Source organism: Chthoniobacterales bacterium, from assembly GCA_039930045.1.
Lineage (GTDB): Bacteria > Verrucomicrobiota > Verrucomicrobiia > Chthoniobacterales > DASVRZ01 > DASVRZ01.
The window spans coordinates 118,242-139,182 of record JBDSQB010000012.1 but is presented as its reverse complement, the minus strand read 5'-3'; the positions used below and the strand labels follow the sequence as shown (position 1 = coordinate 139,182).

Below are 20,941 nucleotides of genomic sequence, written 5' to 3'. Positions count from 1 at the left end.
AGTCTTTTTCTGAGGGGAGTTGCAGAGCCCTTATCTGTAATAGTAGATCCGTTGGTAACCGCCACGCTGCTGCGGAATTACGAATGTCCGGAAGCCTTTCGGCAGCACCTTTACATCCCAATTATCGCGGTCGCGAAATGAGGAATCCACCACCACCAATTCTCCGCGCAGAAAGGACTCGCGGTTAAATGTCGTCACCTTCGGATAATCGGACGACTTCAGATAAGCCCGAAGGTGTTCAGGACGGAACGGAGCCAAAACGCCCGTCTGCTTGGGAAACTCCGACTGGATCTTCCGCGCCGTGCCCAGCCAGTTCTCGATCGGCACGTAGGTAAAGCCTCTCCAGATCGTCCAACTCAGCGCGATCACCCCGATCACCATGGCGCCATGGGCGATCAGCGGCCCCAGCACGGCCTCCTCCCGATATACCAGCCGGTGGAGAATCTGCATCGCCACAAACGCGAGCGGCACCACGATAAACGACATCGACTTCAGACTCGGCGTGCGGAGTTTGAGGCAAATCAGAAACGTCACCAGCACAGCGGCCCCGATCAGCAGCGAGGCGAGATCCGTTCCTTCGGACCGCCGCAATGCCTGAGCCCCAGCGATCAACGCGGCGAAGAGCAGAAACGTCACCCACGAATAGTGCCAGAACCAGCCGAAGAGCAGATACTTGTTCAGAAAAGAGTGGAGCCCTTCCCAACTCTTAAACGCCTCGCCCCATTCATCGCCATAATTGTCGGCATTGTGCAAAAGCTGCACATGCACCGCCCAATACGAACACACGATCAGCACCAGACAGATCATTCCGGCGAACAGCCAGCGTTTGTCGCGGCTCACCCCCGTCACCAGCAGCAGAAGCGGCCCGCCAAAGAAAATAAACGACGGCACACTCCACGTCGCCAGCCAGACCGCCGTTGCCACCAACACAATGTCGCGCGTGGCCTGCCGCTGGAAATAACGGAGCGTGCCCATGCAGCAAAGCGACGCCCCCAGCGCCAGGAAACCGTAGCCGCGCGCCTGCAGGATCACATCCAGATAGGTCAGATTGGCAAAAAGCCAGAAGAGCAGCAGCGCCCCCAGTACCGGACGACCCTGCTGCACAAAATAACGGCCCACCAAAACCACCATGGCAGCCACCGACAGGAACGAAAATAGCCGCGCCCGCCCCGGCAGACAGGAGCGAGACCCGCGCGTAACCGAGTTCACCAAGTTATAGAACATGTGATTATTCGGAGCGCGATAATCCGTCAGCACCTGTCGCGGCCCTTTGGAGCTAAACTTCTGCACCGTGTAAATCTCATCATTGTAGAGCGACATCGTCGCCATCCCCCGCACCTCCGGGAAAATGAGGAAAAGCGTAACGAGTAAAATAATCCCGGCCACCACCCATTCCACCGGCGAGACGACACGGCGGGGGCCGACTCCCGATGGCGACGCCTCCACCCCCAGCCGGGAAAGCGGGATGCCGGTGAAAGCTGAGGAAGTTTCGTTCATGGAAAAAACAGCCTCATCTGCGCTGGTCCCGGGATAGCTCGGCTGTGGTGCGCGCAACGGGTCACGCCGCGACGAGGGTCAACGTCCGCACGCTGCCGGTCGTGGTGCCGTTGGCGTTGGAGACGCGAGTGCGCAGTTTCACCGTCTGGCCGGCGACGAATGGCCCCAGGGCATTGCCACTCGGATCAGCGGCCACGCTGTGGGCGAAATCCTGATCCGTGCCGACGATCTGCCATTCCACGGTGCTCGTGGCGGTGCCATCGTAGGATGCGTTTTCGTAGGAAAGGAGGATGTGCAAATTATCCGTGCCGCCTTGCAGGAGGGAGCGGATGCCGAGGGTGCCGGGCAGGTTCGAGCCTTCGGTAACGATCTGCCCGAGGGCGTCGGCGAGGGCTGGATTGGAGCGCGCTTCGCTCTGGAGCTTGCTGTAAAAGCGTTTATTCAGACGGTCCACGGCGACGGCGGCGTTGCGCAGGGTGGAACGGGCTTCAGTGACGTCGGCGGCGCGGTCTTCCACGATTTGTTCGAGCTGGGGTTGAGCCGTCATGGCGGCGCTGAGGTCGGCCATGCCTTTGCCTCCGCTGGTGATGGGAGCGCGTGGGGTTGGAAGAGCGGCGAGGTAGGCGTTGATCTTGGTGAGGGCGGCGACGACTTTCTTGCCGCGGTCGAGGGCGAGAGCCGTGGTGCGCGGTTTGATGGCGTAGGCCGAGGAGAGCAGATCGAGAAGCGGGGACTCGGCTTCGATGTTGTCGCTGAGTTCGCCCTCAGCCGACTGCGGCAGCGAAAGGGTAAGCCCGGAGATGAGCAGGAAGCCCTGATTTTCCGCATTGTTGGCCAGGTCGTAATCGGCGAGGGCGTTGTCGCGAGTCTGGGCCAGCGCATCGAGGGCGGTGGATTGGTTCGACAGGTCGGTGACGGTAAACCCACCGACGGTGAGCGTGGAAATGTATTGATTGATGACGGCGACCGTCTGCGTGGCGCGAGTCTGATAGGCTTGATAGTATTCCATGAGTTTTTTTTCTGATCCGAGTTAGATGGTTATCTGTCTACTGTGCGTGTGGATGAGGGCTTGTAGCCGAGGGAATGTATTTTTGGGAGTAAAAAGACGTTCCGAATACAAAAAAAGACGTTCCATCAGTGGCGGGAGACATTCCCTGGCCCATCGCGGACGTTCCCAGTGGGCCGAACAACGTTCCGGCAGCGCGCCGGGACGTTCCCGAGGGGCCGAAAGACGTTCCGCAGGTCCACCGGGACGTTCCCTCCCCGCCGGGAGACGTTCCTAAGATGGAAAAAGACGTTCCCGACCCGCCAAAAGACGTTCCGCGTTCAGCTTATAAGCAATTCGGACTCCGTTTCCATCTGATGGATGCGCGAATGGGGAGGCAACGGAGTTGCCGGGACAAGGGCGTTCCCAAACTGGAGTTTGGGAAAGAGGGGTATTTTAACGCGATGGTTCGGTGATGCCGAGGATGGGGCCGAGGTCCATGCGGAAATCACTGCGTTTAAGTTCTGGGGAGTAGAGGCTGGAGATGGTGCCGTCGAGAAAAAGGGCGTCCTGACAGTGCAATGTATCGCGGAAGCCTCGGGCGAATTCGTCGAAGTTGATGGGTTCCTCGCTGATGGCGAAGACGACGGTGTTGGCATTGACGATGCCGACGCCATTGCGGAAGAGGCACGAGGTCGAGCCGGACTGGAAGGCGGAGTGGAGTCTGCCGTGTTGGACGAGGAGGGGACCGGATTGGGTGGCGAGCAGGACGCCTTTGCCGTTGGCCGGGAACTCGGAGGATTCGACGATTTTCGCGCCGCTCTTGGAAATGAGGAAGACGCCATTGGGCTTGAGGAAAAAGTTCCCTGGGGCGTCCGAGAGGTTGAGTGCCTCGAGGGTTTTGCCTTCGGAGATGAAGAGTCCGACGGGGGCGAAGTTGCCATGATACATCCCGCCGTTCATGGCGAAGATGAGCTTTTCGCCACGGGCTGCGAGCCAAGACGCCAGCTTGTCGAATCGCTTGAAGGTCGCGCCTGTTTCGTCGCGCAGGAAGAGTCGGAGGTTTCCCTTTCGGAGATCGACCTGGCAGACGGTGATGCGTTTGCCGTTGAAGGTTGTGGAACTGAAATCGACGGCCCGTAGGGAGCCGCTGAGCCCGAGGAGGAGCGCTGCGCCGATGAGAGGGAGGATTTTCATGGGAGTTAGAGTCGAATGGGGAGGCAACGCAGTTGCCGGGACAAGTGCGTGCCCAAACGGAGTTTGGGAACGAGGGAGTCAATTACTTTTTCTTACTCAACCCGCTCAGAAAAGCACGAACTGTGGATTTTCGTAACGTTAGGCTGACAGCATCACCTTCTATAAAGATGAAAAGAGAGGAGTGCTTATCCACCAAACAACAAAGTATTATTTCTTTTTTGTCCTTCTTTCGGGAAGCCCGAAATGTTTTCAGACCAGAGATAGATTTATCTTCTTTTACCTGTCCATAACCATCACCCATGACCTCGGCCATGTCGTTAGCTGACTGCTCGGCGGTGACCCCGTCGGAACTTCCAGAGCCAAGCACTACACCGCCATCAAGATAGAGCAGGTGGTCTGAGAATGACCATAAACCTTCCGTGCTTTTTGGCAGCATATTCCAAACTTTCGAATCGTATTCAAATTGATAGCCGGTTCCGGAAATATCAATGGTATCGGCCCGAATCGGCATGACAACTAACAGCAAGGCAACCATGACCTTGCTCAATAATTGCATGTTAGTTTCTTTGGTAGATACCATTTAAGTTAGTTCGACTTCAGGACTTCGATGAAGGCTTCTTGGGGGATGTTGACGGTGCCGAAGCTCTTCATCCGCTTTTTGCCTTCTTTTTGTTTTTCTAACAGTTTGCGTTTGCGGGTGATGTCGCCGCCATAGCATTTGGCGATGACGTTTTTGCGCATGGCGCTGACGTTTTCGCGGGCGACGATTTTGCCGCCGATGGTGGCCTGGATGCTGACTTGGTAGAGTTGCGTGGGGATGACTTCTTTGAGTTTGGCGGCGAGCTGGCGGCCGCGGGATTCGGCTTTTTCGCGGTGGACGATGCTGCTGAAGGCGTCGATGGGCTCGCCATTCACTAGCATGTCGAGTTTGACGAGTTTGTCGGCGCGGTAGCCGGCGTGTTCGTAGTCCATGCTGCCGTAGCCGCGGGTGATGGATTTTATTTTGTCGTTGAAGTCGACGACGATTTCGTTGAGGGGCAGGGAGCAGGTTAACATGACGCGCCTTGTATCGAGGCTTTCGGTGTGTTCGAGGACGCCGCGTTTTTCGAGGATGAGCTGCATTAACGGCGAGATGTATTCGTTGGGGACCATGATGAAGGCCTGCACGATGGGTTCGCGGATTTCTTCGATGACGCTGAAATCCGGGAGGTGCTCGGGGTTGTCGACGAGGAGGACTTCGCCGTTGGTGCGGAGGACTTCGTAGATGACGCTGGGGTAGGTGGCGATGATGTCCATGTCGTACTCGCGGCGGAGGCGTTCCTGGATGATTTCCATGTGGAGGAGGCCGAGGAAGCCGCAGCGGAAGCCGAATCCGAGCGCGACGGAGCTTTCGGGCATGAAGTTGAAGGCGGAGTCGTTGAGTTGGAGTTTGCCCATGGCGATTTTGAGGGCTTCGAAGTCGGCGGTGTTGATGGGGTAGATGCCGGAGAAGACCATGGGGTGGACGATCTGGAAGCCGGGCAGGGGGATGAGGGAGGGGAGGCGTCCGTTGGTGAGGGTGTCGCCGACTTTGATTTCGGCGGGGTCTTTGACGTTGGCGATGACGTAGCCGACGTCGCCTGGGCCGAGGCGCGGCTGGACGGACATTTTGGGGTTGCTGGGGCGGAAGATGCCGACTTCTTTGACGTCGTAGCTTTTGTTGGTGGCCATCGTTTTGATGTTGTCACCAGCGGAGATGGAGCCATCGACGACGCGGACGTAAACGACGACGCCGCGGTAGGTGTCGAAGGTGGAGTCGAAGACGAGGGCGCGGAGTTTTTCGTTGGGGGTATCGACGGGCGGGGGGATGCGGGCGATGACGGCCTCGAGAATGTCGTCGATGCCGATGCCGGCTTTGGCGCTGGCGGGGATGGCTTCTTCGCCGGGGATGGCGAGGATTTCTTCGAGTTGCTTTTTGACGGTGGGGAGGTCGGCGTTCGGGAGGTCGATCTTGTTGATGACGGGGATGAGGGTGAGGCCCTGTTTCATCGCGAGGTGGACGTTGGCGACGGTCTGGGCTTCGACGCCTTGGGCGGCGTCCACGATGAGGAGGGCGCCTTCGCAGGCGGCGAGGGAGCGGGAGACTTCGTAGGCGAAGTCGACGTGCCCGGGCGTGTCCATGAGGTTGAGTTTGTAGATTTCGCCGGACTTCGCCTTGTATTGCATCGTGACGGGATGCGACTTGATGGTGATGCCGCGCTCGCGTTCGAGGTCCATGGCGTCGAGCATTTGGTCCTGCTGCTCGCGGACCTGGATGGTGCCGGTGTGCTCCAAGAGGCGGTCGGAGAGGGTGGTTTTGCCGTGGTCGATATGGGCAATGATGCAGAAATTACGGGTGTTGGCGGTGGACATTGTGAGAGCGAAAAAAGGGAGCGCACTATCGCGGCTGGACCGGGGAAGGTCAATGTGAATGGCTCTCGCAGGCACGGGGAGGCCCAGAGTGTCGGGATATGAGGCCCTCAGGGTGGAGTCCGATTGTATTCATGCGCTACACATGGACACGTTTGCAATACACAAAAAGCGCCGCTTTTGACGCTTCTGCCCCGTAAACGCCCATGGCACCTCGACTGCTAAAGAGAACTTGTCCCGCTTAAACCACTTACAGACAACCAATATGCTCTACACATTCGATTCCATCTCTCCCGTCGCCTTTAACGAAATGTCCGACGAACAACTCATGCGCTCTGTGGTTGACCAAGACACCGGTGCCTTTGAGGAAATGCACCGCCGCTACGCTTCCATGCTGAAAACCCAGGTGGCCCGCGTGCTGCACGATGAATTCATCGCCGAGGACGTCGTTCAGGAAATTTTCGTCGATCTCTGGACGTCAGCTGACCGCTACTCTGAGGCCAAAGGGAAAGTCATAGGCTGGTTGATGACCATCGCCCGCCGCCGCGCGATTGATCGCCTTCGCAAGTTCCAGTGCCGTCAACGCGCCGAGGATCGCCTCGAAAACGACATGGAAAAGCAACCCGCCTCTTGGACGCATACTCGTATCGAGGCCGATATCGAATCCGCCGAGATGCAGCGTTTACTCTCGAACCTCATGTCCAAGTTGCCCGAAGCCCAGCGCAAGGCTGTGGAATGGGCTTACCTGCAAGGCATGAGCCAGCGCGAGATCGCCCAGAAGATGCAAATCCCGCTCGGCACGATCAAGACCCGGCTCGACTTGGCCGTTCGCAAACTCTCCGGCGCTCTCCGCGAAGTGTTGAACGACACGACCGGTGCCAGTCTCGCTGCCTAAGCTTCGACTTCCAATCCAATGCTACTTGGGAGCGGTAATCGACACCGCTCCCATTTGCATGGGCTGAAGCTTGGCCAAGGCAAAACTGTTAAGCGCTTTGCGGACGTTTTCATTGACGATGGTCACTTGGGAACCGACCGAAAGCATGTCGAACAGGACGATGACATCGCTCGATTTCATCCGGATGCAGCCAAAGCTGGCTGGCTTGCCAATCATCTTTTCCTCGGTCGTGCCGTGGATGTAAATGCAGCGTTCGTAGGCGTTCCGATTGCCGGTTTCGTTGCCGGTAAGCCACAGGATTCGAGTTACAATCGGATCACGGCCTGGCGCATTGGGCTGTAAAATTTCCCCCGTGGGCTGGCGGCGGCGAAAGACGGCTCCGGGCGGAATGTGATCGCCAATCTTTTGCGCGACCCGCAGAGACCCGAGCGGCGTGGACCAGCTATTGTGACGGTCGCCGATGCCAAACTTCGACGTGGAAACAGGGAAACTGGCAATTTTTTTGGTGCCTTCCATCACGACCAGCTTCTGGTCGGGCACACTGATGATGGCTTCGCGAACCGGAGCGAAAAAAGCCTGCGCCTGGACGGCGACAGCACTCAGTAAAACGATGAATAGGATTCTGATTCCCTGCATAACACACACACTTAAAGCAGCTATGATTCCTGATCTGTGTCTCAGGAATCGTGATTTTTCCAATCGTTTACGCCGGTAAAGGCGCAACCGGGGAACGTTTCCCAAAGGTGAAACGTGGCATCCATTGCAGGAGGGAGTTGAGTGCCACGTAACTGAAACCCACTTGGAAAAGGAGCAAAAATGGGACGTTCAGGAACTGCCGGCGCTGGACGGCTTCCCAGAGAAACCAGGTGAAATAGCCGGCAAACACGAGTTCGATGATCGGCAGGAGGGTCTTGATCGGGATGTAACGCGCGGTATTCCAGCGCTGGCCATTTTTCTCAATGCCGTATTTCGGAGTGCGCTCAAACCCGGATTCCTGGTTGAAGATCGCCTCGAGGACGGCTTTGGCGTTGTTCAGCGACATGCCGATACCGAGGGCGAGCAGAAGCGGAAGGAGAAGCATTTCGCGCAACCAAGTTTTCGGATGCAGATGAATCTGGGCGCAGAGATAAAAGAGCGCCACGGAGCCCGATGCCGAGAGGAAAATCGGAATGTCGATGATGAGCAGATGCCACCAGCCATTGATCTGCACGCTGGATGCCGGATGAAGCAAAACGCAGAGTGCAGCCAGCAGCAGGTAGGCGAAGTTCGAGGTTAGGTGCGCGGTGGCTTCCAACTTTATGACGAGCGGAAGCTGGCTGCGCCAGAGGAGCGGGAGGATTTTTTTGCAGGTCTGCACGCTGCCCTTGGTCCAGCGATGCTGCTGCGACTTGAAGCCGTTCATGTCCACGGGCAACTCGGCGGGTGTGACCACGTCTTTCAGGAAGACAAATTTCCAGCCTTTCATCTGCGCGCGGTAGCTGAGGTCCAAATCCTCGGTCAGCGTGTCGTGCTGCCAGCCGCCGGCCTCGGTAATGCAGCTTTTCCGCCAGATGCCGGCAGTCCCATTGAAATTAAAGAAACGTCCGCTGCGGCAGCGCGCGGTTTGTTCCAGAAGCAAATGCCCGTCCAGAAACATCGCCTGCACCCGTGTCAGCAGCGAATAGGTGCGGTTGATGTGACCCCAGCGCGTCTGGATCATCCCGATCTTAGGATCGGTGAAGAAATGGATCGATTTCTGGAGCATGTCCGGGAGCGGCACGAAGTCGGCGTCTAAGATGAAAATGTAATCGCCCTTGGCCGTTTTCAGCCCTTCCTCCAGCGCCCCGGCCTTGAAGCCGATCCGGTTTTCCCGGCGCACGACGGCGATGTCCCAGCCGTCGAGTTGCATCGCACTCACGCGGCTTTGGGTGAGTTCCACCGTTTCGTCGGTGGAGTCGTCCAGCACCTGGATTTGCAGTAATTCCTTCGGGTAATCCAACTGCGCAACGGATTCGAGCAGGCGCTCAACCACGTAATATTCGTTATAGATCGGCAGTTGCACCGTCACCACCGGCAGCGACTCAAATTGGCGCAGCGGACGCGGTTCCTGCTTCCGATATTTCAGGAAGAGAAAGATGATGGAATATCGGTGCAACCCATAGGCGGACAGCCCAAGGAGCACGGATAAGTAGCAGAAAGTCCATAGAATTGTGCCCGTATTTAGATGCATGTCACTGATAGAGAGTTCATTGGCCTCAAAGACCCAAAAGTCGGCGGTATGATGCCTTGTAAAGAGAAGGGGTCAAGCGGAAAACGGTCTTTTCGAGCCAGGATTTTTCAACGATTGGAACCTTCTGCGAGCAAGCTTCTCCTCGACAAGCCGGGCGGCCTATTGAATATCGAGCAACGTCCGGTCCGCTGGTCGTCCATTTTCTCCATGCATCAACCAATAAAAAACATCCACTTCATCGGCATTTGCGGCACCGCGATGGGATCGGTCGCTGCCGCGCTGCAAGAGCAGGGCTACTGCGTCACCGGCTCCGACGCCAATGTTTACCCGCCGATGTCCACCTATCTGGAAGCGCGCGGAATCGCCTTGAAGTCCGGCTTTCACCCCGAAAACATCCCCACAAACGCCGATCTCATCGTTGTCGGCAACGCCATTAGCCGGGGAAACATCGAACTCGAGGAAGTTCTCAACCGGAAACTTTACTACCTCTCGCTGCCGGAAACGCTCAAGGAATTCTTCCTCCGTGGCCGCACGAACCTCGTCGTCACCGGCACCCACGGAAAAACCACCACCACGACCTTGCTCGCCTGGATTTTCGAGTCGGCGGGACTCGCCCCCGGTTACATGATCGGTGGCATTCCGAAGAACCTGCCCCAGTCGGCCCGGCTCGCGCCATCGGAACATTTCATCATCGAAGGCGACGAATACGACACCGCGTTTTTCGACAAACGCTCCAAGTTTGTCCATTACCTGCCCGAACTCGTCATCGTAAACAACATCGAGTTCGATCACGCCGACATCTTCGACGATTTGAGTTCCATTCAACTCAGCTTCCGGCGGCTGCTCAATATCGTTCCGAAAAATGGCGTCGTGCTGGTCAATGCCGACGACGTCAATTCCCTCGAAGCCGCATCGACCTGTCCCGCGCCACTCCTGCGAGTCGGGTTTGCGGACGACGCCGACATTCCGATTCATGCGGTCAGTTACACGCCGGAGGGTTCGCAATTCACCTTGCTCGGACATCAATTTCATCTGCCCTTGATTGGCGAATACAACGTCCGCAACGCCGCCATGGCGATCAGCGCGGCGCATCGCTACGGCATTTCTGTGGAAGTCATCGCCGGGGCACTCGCCTGCTTCACCGGGGTGAAACGCCGTCAGGAAGTGCGCGGCGAAGTGAATGGCGTCAAAGTCGTGGACGACTTCGGGCACCATCCGACTGCCATCAAACAAGCCATCGCCGGCCTGCGCCATCAATATGTTGGAACTCGACTCTGGGCCATCTTCGAGCCGCGGTCGAACACGACTCGCCGCGCCGTTTTTCAGGACGCGCTGCCCGAGGCATTTGCCGGAGCGGATGGCGTTTATCTTTCCCAAGTCGCCCGGCTCGAACAGCTTCCCGCCGCCGACCGGCTTCACCCGGAGAAAGTCGTCGAGGACCTTCAGTCGCGCCACATTCCGGCGTATTATTTGCCCGACGCCGACAGCATCGTCGCGCATCTCGTTCCGCAGACGCGGCCCGGCGACGTGATTGTCGTTTTCAGCAATGGCGGGTTCGACGGCATTCACGACAAACTGCTGGCCGCGCTTTCGGCAAAATGAAACAGCTCCCGCAGCATTTCGCGCATCATTACCCGACGCTCCTCCGTCGCTGGCGGGCCGTCGCGCGAAGCTCGGGCCTGACGATGACCCAGTTTGCCGAGCACGATGGATTTCCCCTCTACGTCCTGCAAACGCGGCGTCCCGCGAAGGACGCGCCGTCGATTTACCTCTCGGCTGGCATTCACGGCGACGAACCGGGCGGCACCGAGGGCACGCTGGCGTGGGCGCAGAAAAATCCCAAAATGTTTCGCCACGCGCGTTTCACTATTTTCCCGTGTCTGAACCCTTGGGGGCTGACCCACAACCGCCGCTCCGACGCCAGCGGGATCGATCTCAACCGCCAGTTTCACGACGCCAGCCTGCCGATTTTCAAGGCGCTGCACGACGTGATCACCGGTCAGCGTTACATTTTATCGCTCGCTCTCCACGAGGATTACGACGGGCAGGGGATCTACATTTACGAGCTAAATTCCGCCCTGACTCCACTCAGCCCGCAGCTTTTGGCCGCAGCCCGGCACATCCTTCCACGCGACCCGCGACGTAGGATAGATGGTCGCCAGTTTACCCAGCCGGGTTACCTTCATCGCAATGTCACCCGCCGAAAAATGCCCGATGGCCCCGAGTCCATCTTTCTCGCCCGTGGCAAAGTGGACACCTGCTTCACCATCGAAACGCCCTCTGAATTTTCCCTCGACCGCCGCATTCGCGCCCAGCGAATCATTATCCAGACAGCGATCGAACTCGTATTGCGCCAGCACCGTTTTGCCGGTGAAATCTAACTCGACTCTGAAAAACCGACTCCTCTCCTTTCTCGGCCTCGCCGTCCTTTTCCTTAGTGGCGGCTGCAGCAGCCTCGCCCCGCAGCCCACGGGAAAAAGCACCCTCTGGCGCGTGCAATCGCCGACCAACACGGTCTATCTGATGGGCTCAATCCATGTGCTGCCCAAGTCCGTTTACCCTCTGAAACCAGCGCTTTGCCATGCCTTCAACGACTCGCAGCGCGTCATCTTTGAAATCGCGCTCGGCGACGAAAAGCACGACAACGCCATGGCCGACTCCTTCAAAGACGGTCTCTATCCGAAGGGCGAAAAACTCAGCCAGCACCTCAGCCTCGAAACGCTGACGATGCTGAAAACATTGCTACCGTATTTCGGGATTCCCCTCGAAAAATTGGAGCCGATGCGGCCCTGGCTCGTCTCGGATCTGATGATGAGTCTCTACCTCGAACGCAACGGCTACGACAGCGAGCGCGGGCTCGACTTTCATTTTTTCAAGCTCGCTCAGAAGCGCGGCAAACCCACCGGCGGACTCGAAAAAGTCCAGGCGCAGACCGCGCCGTTCCGGCAGTTTTCCGATGTCGAGGCGGATCGTTATTTGCGCTCGACGCTAGGCTCGCTGCCGTTCACCGGCGTCTGGTTTGGGCAGATGATTCATGCCTGGCAGACTGGCGACACCGCCGCGCTCGATGCGTTGATCAACCACTCGACGAAGGACGAAAAAGGCTTTTACAAATCCATCTTCGACGACCGCAACAACGCCTGGATGCCCGCGATTCGGCGGACGATTGGCGGCAAGGGAAACGTCCTCATCATCGTTGGCAGCGGCCATTTGGTCGGTCGCAGCGGCATCGTCCGCCAACTCCGCAGCGAAGGTTATTCAGTCGAGCAGCTTTAGCTCGCGAGGAGGACTTTGACCTGCTCGGCGACCGCATCGAAGGCGATGGCTTCCATCGTCGCGTCAGGCGAGGTGATAATTTCCACCTTCGGATTCAGTGGCGCCCAGATTTCCGGGTCGGTCGGGCCAAACAGAAGCAGGCAGCGCGCGCCTGCGGCGGCGGCCAGATGCGAAATCCCGCTGTCGTGTCCGAGAAAAAGCTGACTCTGCGAGAGCACCGCCCCGAGCGTTCGCAGCGGCAAATGATCGGCCAGAGGCAAATGGAACTCAGATCGTAAAACGGCGATGTTTTCGTCATCCGCCTCGCCGCCGACGAGGAGAATGGACTGCTGGTGTTCCAGCAGGAAGGCGATGAGTTTCCGCCAGTTTTCCAGAGGCCAGATTTTCCTTTTGCCCCCGCTGCCGGGGTGCAGCGCGATGAACGGCTGCGCGGGCAGAATCGCCGCTGCCGCCGCCAAATCGGTCTGAGTCGGATTGAACTCGGCCGTGGGTTCCTCCAGAAAGAACGCCATTTTTTCCAGCGGACGCGCAAGTTGTTGCACTGCGTGGGCGTCGTCGCTCAGTTTGCCGGGACCGGTGAGGAGGTTTTTGACTCCGGCAGTGCGCAGGTTTTGCGCAAAAATCTCATCCGGGTCGTAGAGATAGCTGATGACTTGTTGGAAACTGGCAAAGAAAGTCACCATTTCCGGATCAAGCTGTAGACGGCGGCTGAAGAATCCGGCGAGCGGGGCGTATTCGATGGAATGCACCGCGTCCGCATACTTCGGACTGAGCGCGAGGCGGGTGATCGATGGGTAACCGAGGACTTCGATCCGGGTCTTCGGCAGGTTCTGCCGGATCAGCCCAATCGCTGGAAGCGTGAGGAGGAAATCACCAATCGCGCCCCCACGAATGATGAGAATGCGACCTGACATGACGGGTGAAATTTTCCCGCAGCGAACCGCTTTTCAAGCGAGTTCCATCGCTATCTGCAGGCGTTTCTTAATTCTCTTCGTTGCCGCGCATGGCATTGAAGCCAGCGCCGCCGCCTTCCCATTTCTGGGGCTGATTCCACGGAATCGTGCTGGTTGGCTCGCCAAAAGCGGGCGTTTGCGCAACGGGCTTTTCCTGGGTGGCACAGGAGCTGAAGAGCGTCGCCGTGCCTGCAATGAGAAGGAAAAATGCCGTGCGCTGAATCATAAGAATCGGTTAGTTGCCGCCGTAAATCACGCGGTCGCCTGGCAGCACGCGCTGGCCGTTGGGAACGCTGGAGGCAACAATGTCGGCGATCGAATTGGAAGGCTCGACGGAGGTGATTTTGACTTTGCCCACGCGGTCGCCGTCACGCATGACAACCATTTCGGCGTTGGCCACGGCACCACTGTGCATGCCGAGGTTGAGAACGACAAAGCCCCAGGCTTGGTTGACGGCGATGACCTGGCCTTCGAGCCCTTTGGTCATAACGGCGTTCTTGGTCTTGGAAACCACCTCGTTGAGTTCCTTGGTTTTGGCTTCGGCGGACACGAGTTTGTCGCCGATGATTTGTTTTTCGCTCTTGAGTGCCTCGATTTGTGCGGTCAGCTCGGCGACTTGGGCGGCGTTGTCAGGAACGGGCGCTTCAGGCGTTGGAGCTGGAGGAGCGGCCTTGAGTTTTTCCATCTCCGCATTTGCGGCGTCGAGGGCGGCGGTTTTGTCGGTGAGCTGGGCCGTGAGGTTGGTCACGTCAGCGGCGGACTTGGCACCTTGAGCCTCCGCTGTTGAGACTTTCTGCTCCATGTCGGCGACCTTGGCGGTTTCGGCGGTGAGTTTTTCGCTGGTGTCCTTGGCGGCTTTCTTCGCTTTGTCCGCTTCCGCAGTGGCTGCGGCGATGGAGTTTTTAGCGGTGGCCTCTCCAGCTGCGGCGGTGTCTAGTTTGCCTTTGTTAAGGAAACCGAGCACGGCGGAACCGAGCATGAAAACGACAGAGAGAATGAGAAGAATCTTAGGCATGGATGTCTGGGTAGGGAATGAATGTAAGTATCAGTGAAGCGGGATGTTTTCTAGCAGAAACAGATCATAAGCGATGTTTTTTTTTGGTGACAACCTACAACGCTCGATTTTTTCTAAAAAACAGTTGCCTGCGCGGCTTTCCTCCCTACTTTGCCGCTGCCAGGGACTATGGACTGCGAACCGGCAAACCCCGCCAGGGCCGGAAGGCAGCAACGGTAGCCAGCTTCTCTTTGCCGTAGCTCTCTGGTCTTTTTTTTCAGGGACCGATCGTCGGCTCCGTCCGCAAGTCCGATTCCGCCGCACCGCGATGCTGGCGCACAAACTCCGAGGGATCGAGCCAGCCCCGTGCGTCTGCCCGGTAGCCGGGGCCGATGAAGGGAGTCATAAACTCACGCAACTCGAAATGCAGATGCGCCAGATAATGCCCGCCCGCTGTCCCCACCGTCGCGATTTTCTGGCCGCGCCGGACGAGTTCGCCGGGGTGGACTTCCATCGTATTCAGGTGGGCGTAACACGATTGCACGTAGCGCCGCCGGCCATTTTCCTCGTAGGCGTGCATCACGAGAATGAGATTTCCCCAGCCATCGGCGGGCCAGCCAGTGTAGATCACGCGCCCATTGGCAATTGCGTAAACCGGGTCCCCGAAGTCGGTGTTTTCGCCGCCAATACCATTGAGGTCGTCGCCCAGATGGCGGTTTTCCGTGAACGGCTGTGCATTGTAAACCAGCGCGCCGTGTTCGCTGCCCAGCGGCATGTCGAACCGCGTCGCCAGCGGCAGCGTGGCCAGAGTCACCGCATCCACCGGCCAGAAACGCGGATCGGGATTTCCCTTTGGTGGTCGCGGTTGCAACGCGAGGAAAACGCACGCGCCCGCCAGCAACACCGCGCTAACAACCAGCCCGATTGCACTCCAACTCCGTTCTTTTTTACCAGGCATAGCGGCACGGCGCGCCATCGCGTTCGAGGAAACTGGCGGCGTCCTGCAACGTCAATTTCCCCAGCAATTTCGCCAGCGCAGCGGCCGATTCCTCCGTCGTGAGCGTCGCATCCGCCCCGCCCATTTCCGTTTGCACCCAGCCCGGATTCACCGCGACGACCGTGATGCCATGTGACTTTAAGTCGAATGCCATCGCCCGCGTCAGCATGTTCAGCGCGGCCTTCGAGGTCGAATAGGCGTAATAAAAATGGGAGTGCTTCCCCGAGATCGACCCCGCAGTGGACGATATATTCACCACCCTCGGTGCCGCCGATTTCCGCAACGGCCCGAGCATAGCCTGGGTCACTCGCGCTACGCCCACCACATTCGTCTCAAACGCCTCCGTGAGATGCGTCATCTGCCAGCGATCCACCGTTTCCTCGCCGTCCTCCGGAAAAACCGCGGCGTTGTTCACCAACACATCGACCTTGGAAACTTCCGCCGCGAGCTTCGCGACCGATGCCTCGGAAGTCACCTCCAGCGAGTGCAATGCAAGTCGATTGGGAAATTTTTCCTGCAACGCCGCGAGTTCCGTCGCCTTCGAGAGATCGCGCGCCGTGGCAATGACGGAGTGGCCGAGTTTCAGGCATTCCTCGGTGAGGGCGAGCCCGATGCCGCGATTCGCGCCCGTGATCAAAATCGTGTCCATGCCCGCGACGTTAGCAAAGAAACCCGCCGCCGTCACCGACTGACCTACGGCACGCCCACCATTGACGACAGACGCTTTTGGGAGTTGGATAACCAATATGAAAACATCCCTCCTGATCCTGTCCATGCTTGGCCTCGCCTTCACCGGTTGCGCCACGTCGAAACAATGCCCCATGCACAAGGCTGAATGTTCCGCCCACAAAGCGGAATGCCACGCCAAAAGCGCCAAGGATTGCCACAACATGAGTTGCCCGATGCACCACGGCGGCACCATGGAGAAGGCCAAGCAAAAGCCAAAATCCTAAGTCGAGTTTCATTCGACTCAGCCCTAACGTTAAAAAGAAGCCCGCCATCACCGGCGGGCTTTCTTTTTTAGCATTAGTCCGCGATGGCACCGACCTCAGCGGCTGGAAAGCAGTTGACAATAGACCTGTAAGTTCGAGAATCACCGAACTATGTCCATTCTCCACACGCCACTGCAACTCGGATCGCTTACCCTGCCCAATCGCATCATCATGGCCCCGCTCACGCGCTGCCGGGCCAGCGACGGACGCGTGCCCAACGACCTCATGGCCGAGTATTACCGCCAGCGCGCCACGGCGGGTCTCATCATTTCCGAGGCCACCAGCGTCGATCCGATGGGCGTCGGCTACCCCGATACGCCGGGCATTTGGAGCGGTGAGCAGGTGGCGGGTTGGAGAAAAATCACCACGGCGGTCCACGAAGTAGGCGGGAGGATTTTTCTCCAGCTCTGGCATGTCGGTCGCGTGTCGGACCCCTCGTATTTGAATGGCGAGCTGCCGGTCGCGCCGAGTGCGGTCAAGCCCGAGGGCCATGTGAGCCAGATCCGGCCCATGAAGGAATATGTGACGCCGCGCGCGCTGGAGTTGGACGAAATCCCGGGGATCGTGGCGGCCTATCGGCGCGGGGCGGAGAATGCGCTGCGGGCCGACTTCGACGGAGTGGAAATCCACGGCGCGAACGGGTATTTGCTCGATCAATTTCTGCAAACGGGCACCAATCTCCGCACTGATATCTATGGAGGTCCGGTGGAAAACCGAGCGCGCCTCATGCTGGACGTCACGGATCAGGTCATCGACGTCTGGGGCGCGGATCGCGTCGGGATGCATCTCGCGCCCAAGGGCGGCACGCAGGGGATCGCGGACGAAAATCCAGCGGCGACCTTTGGGTATGTGGCGACGGAATTAGGCAAACGGAAGATCGCGTTCATCTGCTCGCGGGAAGCTTACGATGGAAGCGAACTCGGGCCGGAGCTGAAGAAGAAATTTGGCGGCACCTTCATTGCGAACCAGGTTTTCACCAAGGAATCCGCCGAAGCTGCAATCGAGGCGGGCACAGCCGACGCCGTCGCCTGGGGCCAGCTCTTCATTGCGAACCCCGACCTTCCCCGGCGTTTCGCGGAAAATGCCCCGCTCAACGAGCCACAGCCGCAGACGTTCTACGCGCAGGGCACGACCGGTTACACGGATTACCCCGCTCTCGCAACTACGCGGAGTTTTTGTCGTAATCAGCGGTGACAGTGGCGGCTGCCGCCATGCCGGAGTGACGGCCCTCGGCGATTTCTTCGATCAACTTGTCGGAGAAGGCAGGAATGTCGGCGGGTTTGCGGCTGGTCACGAGGCCGTTGTCGCAGACGACTTCGCTGTTTTCCCAGAGGCCGCCAGCGTTTTCCACGTCTCTGGAAATTGCTTCCCACGAGGTGAGGCGGCGGCCTGCGACGAGTCCGGCATTGATCAGGATCCACGGCGCGTGACAGATCGCACCGATGGGTTTGCCCGCCTCGGCGAAATGGCGCACGAACTGGAGCGCGTCCTCGTTGGTCCGCAGCGTGTCGGGATTCATCAATCCGCCGGGGAGCATGAGGGCGTCGAAGTCCTCCGGTTTCGCGTGGTCGAGCGGCAGATCGACGTCGAAGACATCGCCTTTGTCGGCGTGTTTCATGGCTTGGATGGTGCGGCCTGCGGGCGAGACGATGCTGACCGTGGCTCCTGCCAGTTCGAGGGCTTCCTTGGGACCTTGGAGTTCGGATTGTTCAAATCCATCGGCGGCGAGAATGGCGACGTGTTTGTTGAGAAGTTTCATATGTTAGATAACGCTGGAACTCCGGTCTGCGGTCCTCTCAAAGGCGGGAAATAGACGGGCAAAGTCCTTGCGATGGCCGGGCGTTTGCCCAACAGTGTGCGCCCTGTGGATGCGCGCGCTGCTTTGGAAAAATACTTCGGTTTTCGGGAATTTCTCGATGCCCAGGAGTCGGTCGTGCAGGCGATTCTCGATGGCAAAGACGTTCTAACCGTCATGCCGACGGGCGGCGGCAAGTCGCTTTGTTTTCAACTCCCGGCCATGCTGCTGGAGGGCGTGACGATTGTTGTTTCGCCGCTGATCGCGCTGATGAAAGACCAGGTCGATGGCCTCGCGGACAAAGGGATTCCGGCGGCTTTGATCAACTCGTCGCTCTCGCTCGAAGGTCAGCGCGAGGTGATGCGTGGGATGGAGGAGGGACGCTATAAATTGGTCTATATCGCGCCGGAACGTTTTCGGAGTCAGGCCTTTATGCGGACGCTGGTAGGCATCAAAATCGCGCTCTTCGCGGTAGATGAGGCGCATTGTTTGTCCATGTGGGGTCACGATTTCCGGCCCGATTATTTTCGGCTCGGCAGCGTCCTCAAAGAACTCGGACATCCGCAGGCGGCGGCGTTCACCGCGACCGCAACCCCGGTGGTGCGCGTGGATATTTTGCAAAGGCTCGGACTGGAAAACCCGGTGGAATTTGTCGCCGGCTTTGCGCGTCCGAATCTGCGTTTCGCGATCACCCACACCACGGGCGAGTCGCAGAAATATGAGCGGCTGAATGCCCTCATCGCCGAGCACAAAACGGGCGTGATCTATTGCGCCACCCGCAAACGCGTCGAGGCCGTCGCCGAAGTGCTCAAGGAGAAAAAAGTCAAACTCGTGGTCTATCACGGCGGCCTCAGTGACGAAGCGCGGACGGAGGCGCAAAATCAATTTGTCGATGGCAACGCCGACATTGCCGTGGCCACAAACGCCTTCGGAATGGGCATCGACCGCTCCGACATTCGCTTCGTGGCGCACTTCGAGATTCCGGGGAGTGTCGAGGCCTATTATCAGGAGGCCGGACGCGCCGGGCGCGACGGCGAGCCGGCGGTTTGCGAGCTGTTTTTCAACTTCGCCGACACGCGCGTGCAGGATTTTTTCATCGAAGGCAGCAATCCGTCGAAGGAGTTGATCCTCGACCTTTACGAGCGACTTCGATCCTTATCTGACCCGGATGGCGTGGTGTTGAAATCCATTCGCGACATCGCCGAGGCGGTCGGCCAGGACGTGAATGAAATGTCCGTCGGCTCAGCGCTTTCGATCCTGGATCGGGCGGGGGCGATTGACCGTTTCGATGTCCCCGGCCAGCGGGTGAGGGGAACCAAAGTCCTCCAGCGCGAGCGGAGTTCCAAGGAACTCAAGATTGATTTCGAGCCGCTCCGCGAGAAGGAACGCCGCGACCGCGAGAAGCTGAAATCCATGGTCGATCTCGCCTACGGACGCCGTTGCCGTCAGGAAATGATTCTCGAATACTTCGGCGACGAGGGCGCGACGCGTTGTGGAAACTGCGATATTTGCACCGACGACACCCGCGCCGGGGAGCGCGCGCCAACGGAGTTTGAGGCGATTCTCGTCCAAAAAGCCCTCAGCGGCGTGGCTAGAATGAGCGCCAATGTCGGCGGCGAATGGCAGGCGCGTTTCGGCAAGGGCCGCATCGTTCAGACGCTGCTCGGGAGCCGTTCGCGGGAAATTTTGGCCGCTGGCCTGGACCGGCTTTCGACTCACGGATTGCTGCGTTCGCACGGAGCGGCTTACCTGAACGAACTCTTTCGCAGTCTGCAGGAAAGCGGACTCGTTCTCGCCACCGGCGGCCCGTATCCGCTGATGACGCTCACCGCGTTTGGCAACAAAGTGATGCGCGGCGAGCGCGGTTACACCTTGCGCTGGCCCGAGACGATGGAACTTGCCGTCGGCGAACCGAGCGGCGCGTTGGCCATCCCAGTGGATCACGATTTGCTGGCCAGCCTGAAGCGAGTTCGATCCGATTTGGCGGCCGAGAAAAATGTCCCGGCTTACATCGTTTTCGGCGATGTCGTGCTGGAGGCATTCTCGCGCCTGAAGCCGCGCACCGTGGAAGCTGCGCTGCGAATCAAAGGAGTCGGCCCGGTGAAAGCGGAGACCGTTCTCCCGCCATTTTTGGAGGCCATCGGCACTTACCTCGACGAAAAATAGCAGCCGCCGCGCAGCCTCAAACGTAAACACACAACCATGGAACTCAATCGCTGGACCCAGCAACTTCACTCTCTCTACGACATCGCCGTCGGCAAATACCGCAGCGGTGTTCGTGGGGCCGACACCTACTTCAACGACGACGAGACCACCTATCTAGCCTCCATTGGATTGCGCCCGATTCACCTCTACGACTACGCCGAGGATTGGGTCGGACGGGGCGAGCCAGACTGGGACACCGTGCTCTTGATGGTGGCCGCGCGGCGCGATTATTTCCTGCACGAGATGCACCGCCATTGGAGTGTAACTCCGATCCTGGAAACCGATCTGCCCTCGAAGGACGAGGTTTACGCCGGCATCGAATGGCTCCCGCGAATCATCCCAAAAGCACAGGCATTTCTGGAAGGCGCGCTGCCGCCGGAGATCATGTATTGCTGCGGTGGCGACCGGAAATTCTTCAAGACAAACGGCCTGCATCCCGCCGATTTTCTCCGCATGGTGTGGGCCACAAAAGCCGACCCAGACAAGCTCGTCTGCTACATCAAAAACCGCCACACAACCTGAGCTGCGGTTCCTGGAATGAGTTGCAGCCTTTGCTTG

Annotated in this window: 21 protein-coding genes and 1 other RNA gene; 9 read left to right on the top strand and 13 right to left on the bottom strand. The window is 58.5% G+C overall.

Going from position 1 to position 20,941, the window contains the following annotated elements; translation table 11 throughout:
• Positions 1 to 30 precede the first annotated feature (30 nt).
• The 5 genes from ABIT76_09820 to lepA all read right to left on the bottom strand — a co-directional run bounded on the left by ABIT76_09820 (position 31) and on the right by lepA (position 6,070).
• Positions 31 to 1,497 (bottom strand): hypothetical protein, encoded by a 1,467-nt coding sequence (locus ABIT76_09820; GenBank protein ID MEO7933441.1) that lies wholly within the window; start codon positions 1,495 to 1,497, stop codon positions 31 to 33.
• A gap of 61 nt (positions 1,498 to 1,558) precedes the next feature.
• The gene (locus tag ABIT76_09815) at positions 1,559 to 2,506 is read right to left on the bottom strand and encodes a hypothetical protein (GenBank protein MEO7933440.1); all 948 of its coding nucleotides are present in this window, start codon (positions 2,504 to 2,506) and stop codon (positions 1,559 to 1,561) included.
• A 432-nt stretch (positions 2,507 to 2,938) separates the two neighbouring features.
• The gene (locus ABIT76_09810; protein MEO7933439.1) at positions 2,939 to 3,679 is read right to left on the bottom strand and encodes a phosphodiester glycosidase family protein; all 741 of its coding nucleotides are present in this window, start codon (positions 3,677 to 3,679) and stop codon (positions 2,939 to 2,941) included.
• Positions 3,680 to 3,761: 82 nt separating this feature from the next.
• Positions 3,762 to 4,235 carry a hypothetical protein gene (locus tag ABIT76_09805; protein ID MEO7933438.1) on the bottom strand — a complete coding sequence of 158 codons (474 nt, stop codon included), beginning with the start codon at positions 4,233 to 4,235 and terminating at the stop codon, positions 3,762 to 3,764.
• A 29-nt stretch (positions 4,236 to 4,264) separates the two neighbouring features.
• Positions 4,265 to 6,070 (bottom strand): translation elongation factor 4, encoded by a 1,806-nt coding sequence (lepA, locus tag ABIT76_09800; protein ID MEO7933437.1) that lies wholly within the window; start codon positions 6,068 to 6,070, stop codon positions 4,265 to 4,267.
• A gap of 262 nt (positions 6,071 to 6,332) precedes the next feature.
• On the opposite strand from lepA, the gene ABIT76_09795 reads away from it, so the two are divergent.
• On the top strand, positions 6,333 to 6,962 hold the full coding sequence (locus ABIT76_09795; protein MEO7933436.1) for a sigma-70 family RNA polymerase sigma factor: 630 nt from the start codon (positions 6,333 to 6,335) through the stop codon (positions 6,960 to 6,962).
• Positions 6,963 to 6,983: 21 nt separating this feature from the next.
• Here the strand turns inward: ABIT76_09795 and ABIT76_09790 are convergent, their stop codons facing one another.
• Both ABIT76_09790 and ABIT76_09785 read right to left on the bottom strand, forming a co-directional pair.
• Positions 6,984 to 7,598 (bottom strand): L,D-transpeptidase, encoded by a 615-nt coding sequence (locus tag ABIT76_09790; GenBank protein MEO7933435.1) that lies wholly within the window; start codon positions 7,596 to 7,598, stop codon positions 6,984 to 6,986.
• A 67-nt stretch (positions 7,599 to 7,665) separates the two neighbouring features.
• Complete coding sequence (locus ABIT76_09785; protein MEO7933434.1) at positions 7,666 to 9,123, bottom strand: cellulose synthase family protein; 1,458 nt, start codon at positions 9,121 to 9,123, stop codon at positions 7,666 to 7,668.
• 162 nt (positions 9,124 to 9,285) lie between these two features.
• Between ABIT76_09785 and mpl the strand changes: the two genes are divergently transcribed.
• From mpl to ABIT76_09770, 3 genes are read left to right on the top strand one after another with little or no spacing between them, the layout of a single operon-like run.
• The gene (gene mpl / locus ABIT76_09780) at positions 9,286 to 10,773 is read left to right on the top strand and encodes a UDP-N-acetylmuramate:L-alanyl-gamma-D-glutamyl-meso-diaminopimelate ligase (protein MEO7933433.1); all 1,488 of its coding nucleotides are present in this window, start codon (positions 9,286 to 9,288) and stop codon (positions 10,771 to 10,773) included.
• A complete protein-coding gene (locus tag ABIT76_09775) occupies positions 10,770 to 11,552 on the top strand; it encodes a M14 family metallocarboxypeptidase (protein ID MEO7933432.1) in 783 nt (260 codons plus the stop codon). Before mpl ends, ABIT76_09775 begins: the two co-directional genes overlap by 4 nt.
• Positions 11,542 to 12,447, top strand: a complete 906-nt coding sequence (locus ABIT76_09770) for a TraB/GumN family protein (GenBank protein MEO7933431.1) — start codon at positions 11,542 to 11,544, stop codon at positions 12,445 to 12,447. Before ABIT76_09775 ends, ABIT76_09770 begins: the two co-directional genes overlap by 11 nt.
• Here ABIT76_09770 and ABIT76_09765 read toward each other — a convergent pair.
• The 3 genes from ABIT76_09765 to ABIT76_09755 form a co-directional block, all read right to left on the bottom strand.
• Positions 12,444 to 13,361 carry a glycosyltransferase family 9 protein gene (locus ABIT76_09765; GenBank protein ID MEO7933430.1) on the bottom strand — a complete coding sequence of 306 codons (918 nt, stop codon included), beginning with the start codon at positions 13,359 to 13,361 and terminating at the stop codon, positions 12,444 to 12,446. The two genes, ABIT76_09770 and ABIT76_09765, sit on opposite strands and share 4 nt — an antisense overlap.
• A 67-nt stretch (positions 13,362 to 13,428) precedes the next feature.
• Positions 13,429 to 13,626 carry a hypothetical protein gene (locus ABIT76_09760; GenBank protein ID MEO7933429.1) on the bottom strand — a complete coding sequence of 66 codons (198 nt, stop codon included), beginning with the start codon at positions 13,624 to 13,626 and terminating at the stop codon, positions 13,429 to 13,431.
• A 9-nt stretch (positions 13,627 to 13,635) separates the two neighbouring features.
• The gene (locus tag ABIT76_09755; GenBank protein MEO7933428.1) at positions 13,636 to 14,415 is read right to left on the bottom strand and encodes a hypothetical protein; all 780 of its coding nucleotides are present in this window, start codon (positions 14,413 to 14,415) and stop codon (positions 13,636 to 13,638) included.
• A 157-nt stretch (positions 14,416 to 14,572) separates the two neighbouring features.
• Here ABIT76_09755 and ffs point away from each other — a divergent pair.
• Positions 14,573 to 14,667, top strand: an RNA gene (gene ffs, locus ABIT76_09750) — signal recognition particle sRNA small type.
• Positions 14,668 to 14,671: 4 nt separating this feature from the next.
• Here the strand turns inward: ffs and ABIT76_09745 are convergent.
• Together ABIT76_09745 and ABIT76_09740 are read right to left on the bottom strand one after the other, a co-directional pair.
• Entirely contained in the window at positions 14,672 to 15,352 is a 681-nt protein-coding gene (locus ABIT76_09745; GenBank protein ID MEO7933427.1) for a M23 family metallopeptidase, read from the bottom strand.
• Positions 15,342 to 16,040, bottom strand: coding sequence for an SDR family oxidoreductase (locus ABIT76_09740; protein ID MEO7933426.1), 699 nt, complete (start codon positions 16,038 to 16,040; stop codon positions 15,342 to 15,344). The genes ABIT76_09745 and ABIT76_09740 overlap by 11 nt, the downstream gene beginning before the upstream one ends.
• 97 nt (positions 16,041 to 16,137) lie before the next feature.
• Here ABIT76_09740 and ABIT76_09735 point away from each other — a divergent pair, with 97 nt between their 5' ends.
• Together ABIT76_09735 and ABIT76_09730 are read left to right on the top strand one after the other, a co-directional pair.
• Positions 16,138 to 16,344 carry a hypothetical protein gene (locus ABIT76_09735; protein MEO7933425.1) on the top strand — a complete coding sequence of 69 codons (207 nt, stop codon included), beginning with the start codon at positions 16,138 to 16,140 and terminating at the stop codon, positions 16,342 to 16,344.
• A gap of 150 nt (positions 16,345 to 16,494) precedes the next feature.
• Positions 16,495 to 17,577: an alkene reductase gene (locus tag ABIT76_09730; protein ID MEO7933424.1), complete on the top strand. Its 1,083-nt coding sequence runs from the start codon at positions 16,495 to 16,497 to the stop codon at positions 17,575 to 17,577.
• On the opposite strand, the gene ABIT76_09725 is transcribed toward ABIT76_09730, so the two are convergent.
• On the bottom strand, positions 17,546 to 18,142 hold the full coding sequence (locus tag ABIT76_09725; protein ID MEO7933423.1) for a type 1 glutamine amidotransferase domain-containing protein: 597 nt from the start codon (positions 18,140 to 18,142) through the stop codon (positions 17,546 to 17,548). The two genes, ABIT76_09730 and ABIT76_09725, sit on opposite strands and share 32 nt — an antisense overlap.
• 72 nt (positions 18,143 to 18,214) lie before the next feature.
• Between ABIT76_09725 and ABIT76_09720 the strand changes: the two genes are divergently transcribed.
• Together ABIT76_09720 and ABIT76_09715 are read left to right on the top strand one after the other, a co-directional pair.
• Positions 18,215 to 20,344 (top strand): ATP-dependent DNA helicase RecQ, encoded by a 2,130-nt coding sequence (locus ABIT76_09720; GenBank protein ID MEO7933422.1) that lies wholly within the window; start codon positions 18,215 to 18,217, stop codon positions 20,342 to 20,344.
• Between the two features lie 36 nt (positions 20,345 to 20,380).
• The gene (locus ABIT76_09715; protein MEO7933421.1) at positions 20,381 to 20,905 is read left to right on the top strand and encodes a DUF5069 domain-containing protein; all 525 of its coding nucleotides are present in this window, start codon (positions 20,381 to 20,383) and stop codon (positions 20,903 to 20,905) included.
• The last annotated feature ends 36 nt before the right edge of the window (positions 20,906 to 20,941 follow it).

Coding starts and splice junctions, on each gene's coding strand:
- ABIT76_09820 (MEO7933441.1), bottom strand. CDS start 1,497: ATGAACGAAACTTCCTCAGCTTTCACCGGCATCCCGCTTTCCCGGCTG.
- ABIT76_09815 (MEO7933440.1), bottom strand. CDS start 2,506: ATGGAATACTATCAAGCCTATCAGACTCGCGCCACGCAGACGGTCGCC.
- ABIT76_09810 (MEO7933439.1), bottom strand. CDS start 3,679: ATGAAAATCCTCCCTCTCATCGGCGCAGCGCTCCTCCTCGGGCTCAGC.
- ABIT76_09805 (MEO7933438.1), bottom strand. CDS start 4,235: ATGCAATTATTGAGCAAGGTCATGGTTGCCTTGCTGTTAGTTGTCATG.
- lepA (MEO7933437.1), bottom strand. CDS start 6,070: ATGTCCACCGCCAACACCCGTAATTTCTGCATCATTGCCCATATCGAC.
- ABIT76_09795 (MEO7933436.1), top strand. CDS start 6,333: ATGCTCTACACATTCGATTCCATCTCTCCCGTCGCCTTTAACGAAATG.
- ABIT76_09790 (MEO7933435.1), bottom strand. CDS start 7,598: ATGCAGGGAATCAGAATCCTATTCATCGTTTTACTGAGTGCTGTCGCC.
- ABIT76_09775 (MEO7933432.1), top strand. CDS start 10,770: ATGAAACAGCTCCCGCAGCATTTCGCGCATCATTACCCGACGCTCCTC.
- ABIT76_09765 (MEO7933430.1), bottom strand. CDS start 13,361: ATGTCAGGTCGCATTCTCATCATTCGTGGGGGCGCGATTGGTGATTTC.
- ABIT76_09760 (MEO7933429.1), bottom strand. CDS start 13,626: ATGATTCAGCGCACGGCATTTTTCCTTCTCATTGCAGGCACGGCGACG.
- ABIT76_09755 (MEO7933428.1), bottom strand. CDS start 14,415: ATGCCTAAGATTCTTCTCATTCTCTCTGTCGTTTTCATGCTCGGTTCC.
- ABIT76_09745 (MEO7933427.1), bottom strand. CDS start 15,352: ATGCCTGGTAAAAAAGAACGGAGTTGGAGTGCAATCGGGCTGGTTGTT.
- ABIT76_09740 (MEO7933426.1), bottom strand. CDS start 16,040: ATGGACACGATTTTGATCACGGGCGCGAATCGCGGCATCGGGCTCGCC.
- ABIT76_09735 (MEO7933425.1), top strand. CDS start 16,138: ATGAAAACATCCCTCCTGATCCTGTCCATGCTTGGCCTCGCCTTCACC.
- ABIT76_09730 (MEO7933424.1), top strand. CDS start 16,495: ATGTCCATTCTCCACACGCCACTGCAACTCGGATCGCTTACCCTGCCC.
- ABIT76_09725 (MEO7933423.1), bottom strand. CDS start 18,142: ATGAAACTTCTCAACAAACACGTCGCCATTCTCGCCGCCGATGGATTT.
- ABIT76_09720 (MEO7933422.1), top strand. CDS start 18,215: ATGGCCGGGCGTTTGCCCAACAGTGTGCGCCCTGTGGATGCGCGCGCT.
- ABIT76_09715 (MEO7933421.1), top strand. CDS start 20,381: ATGGAACTCAATCGCTGGACCCAGCAACTTCACTCTCTCTACGACATC.